We start from the raw sequence: 2,063 nt of genomic DNA on the forward strand, positions 1-2,063 counted from the left end.
GGGGCGCGCTACGTCTGCGACCTGGTCGGGCTGGACGACGCGCTGGCCGGCGCCGCGCTGGTGGTCACCGGCGAGGGCTCGCTCGACGAGCAGACGCTGCGCGGCAAGGCCCCGGCGGAGGTGGTGGCGCGGGCGGCCGCGGCGGGGGTGCCCTGCCTGGGGCTGGCCGGCGTGGTGCGGCTGACCCCGGAGCGGCTGCGGGCCGCGGGTTTCGTGGCCGGGCACGGGCTGACCGAGGTGGAGCCCGACCTCGGGCGCTGCGTCGCCGAGGCCCCGCGGGTCCTGGCCGAGCTGGCCGCGCGGGTGGTCGGCACCCACCTGCCGCCGGGCGCGCCGCGGTAGCTTGCGTCGTCCCGATCCCGCCCCTGGAGCCCCGTTGCCGTTCTTCGTGCACTTCGCCCGGTTCGTCCGGCTGCGGCTGAGCGGCTGGCGGCTGCCGCTGGCGGTCGCGGTGTCGGTCTTCCTGTCCAGCTGGCTGGCGATGGCGCTGGCCGAGCCGGCCGGCAGCGCGATCACCGCGCCGGGCACCTACTGGTGGTACTTCCTGGTCACCGCCGCGACCGTGGGCTACGGCGACGTCTTCCCCGGCTCGATCGCCGGCCGGCTGATCGGCGCCTACGTGATCGTGGGCGGCATCGTGACCCTGACCCTGCTGTTCACGCAGCTGTCCGAGGCCCTGCAGTCGCTGCGGGGCCGGCGTCTGAGAGGTGTGGTCCCCCTGGAGCTGTCCGGTCACGTGGTGCTGCTGGGCTACTGGCCGGGGCGCACCGAGCGGATCGTCGCGGAGCTGACCGCCGAGGGGCGCACCCAGGTCGCGCTCTGCGCCTGGGACGACGTCGCGGAGAACCCGATGCCCGACGAGCCGGCCGTGCACTTCGTCCGGGGTGACCTCGCCCACGAGGACGTCATGCAGCGGGCGTGCGTGCCCCGGGCCCGGACCGTGGTCGTCGATGTCCGGGACGACAACGAGACCCTCGCCGTGGCGGTCGCCGTCGAGCACGCCCACCCGGGGGTCCACCTCGTCGCCGCGCTGCGCGACCTGGAGCGGCGGGACTCCCTGCGCTACGTGAGCGCCGGGGTGCAGGCCGTCCAGTGGCACATGCCCTCGCTGCTCACCGAGGAGGCGAACGACCCCGGCATCACCCAGGTCTACAGCGAGCTGATGACGCACGGGGGGCGCAACACCTACTCGCTGACGGTGCCCCCGGGCTTCCCGCACGGCACGTTCGGCGAGTGCCAGCGCCACTTCGGTTCGACCTGGGGCGCGACCGTGCTGGCGGTGCGCGGCCCCGACGGGCTGGCGGTCAGCCCGCCGTGGGACACCCCGCTGGCCGTCGGGACGACGCTGTACTACGTCGCCGACGGGCGCATCCCGGCCCGCCGGCTCACCGGCGGGTCGCGGACCTAGGAGGGGTGGCCCTCGAGGTCGCCCTCGTCGCCCTGCGGCGCCTCGCGCGGGGCGCTCTGCTCCTCCAGGGACGCCGCCATCTCGGGTGACTCCTGCTCGAGGGCGATGTCGCGCGGCTGCGGCGTGTCCGAGGGCGTCGTCATGCCCCCACCCTGCCGCAGCGCCCCGTGCCCCGCTCCCTCACCGGCGGCTCAGGGCAGCCACGCCGGGCGGAAGACCACGGTGCCCGACTGCGCCGGCACGTCCAGCACCACGGTGCCGGTGACGGACGAGGACGGCGCGAGCGGTGCCCCCGGGAAGGCGGCCGCCCCGGTGTCGCAGAAGCCTGCGGGCGAGCTGCCGGTGGCCACGGACCCGTCGTCCGCGACGAGGCGGAAGTCGGCCGGCGAGATGCTGCGCTCGCCACCGAGGACGGCGAGGTCGGCGCCGGTGGTCACGGTGATGCGGACCGCCACCAGGGTGCCGTTGCCCGCGACGACGGAGGAGTCCGCGCAGGACACCGCGGCGACCGCCTGCTCCAGCGTGACCGAGAGGGCCGCTGCGCTGGTCGCGGGGTCGGCCACCTCCACCGACGCGCCGGGCGCAACCACCGCGGGCGCGGGCTCGGCGGGCGGCGGTTCGGCGGGCGGCGGTTCGGCGGGCGGCGGCTCCACGG

General features: G+C 76.4%; 4 protein-coding genes. 2 read left to right on the forward strand and 2 right to left on the reverse strand.

Features of this window, described 5'->3' with window-relative positions:
- The coding region (locus E9549_RS22675; RefSeq protein WP_236828866.1) for a glycerate kinase at positions 1-342 on the forward strand (342 nt) is incomplete at its 5' end.
- A gap of 34 nt (positions 343-376) precedes the next feature.
- Positions 377-1,408, forward strand: a complete 1,032-nt coding sequence (locus E9549_RS22680) for a potassium channel protein (protein WP_236828867.1) — start codon at positions 377-379, stop codon at positions 1,406-1,408.
- Here the strand turns inward: E9549_RS22680 and E9549_RS22685 are convergent.
- Positions 1,405-1,551 carry a hypothetical protein gene (locus E9549_RS22685; protein WP_236828868.1) on the reverse strand — a complete coding sequence of 49 codons (147 nt, stop codon included), beginning with the start codon at positions 1,549-1,551 and terminating at the stop codon, positions 1,405-1,407. The two genes, E9549_RS22680 and E9549_RS22685, sit on opposite strands and share 4 nt — an antisense overlap.
- A 48-nt stretch (positions 1,552-1,599) precedes the next feature.
- The coding region (locus E9549_RS22690; RefSeq protein ID WP_236828869.1) for a DUF4352 domain-containing protein at positions 1,600-2,063 on the reverse strand (464 nt) is incomplete at its 5' end.

It is taken from the genome of Blastococcus sp. MG754426 (genome assembly GCF_021699055.1).
In the GTDB taxonomy this organism is placed as follows: Bacteria; Actinomycetota; Actinomycetes; order Mycobacteriales; family Geodermatophilaceae; genus Blastococcus.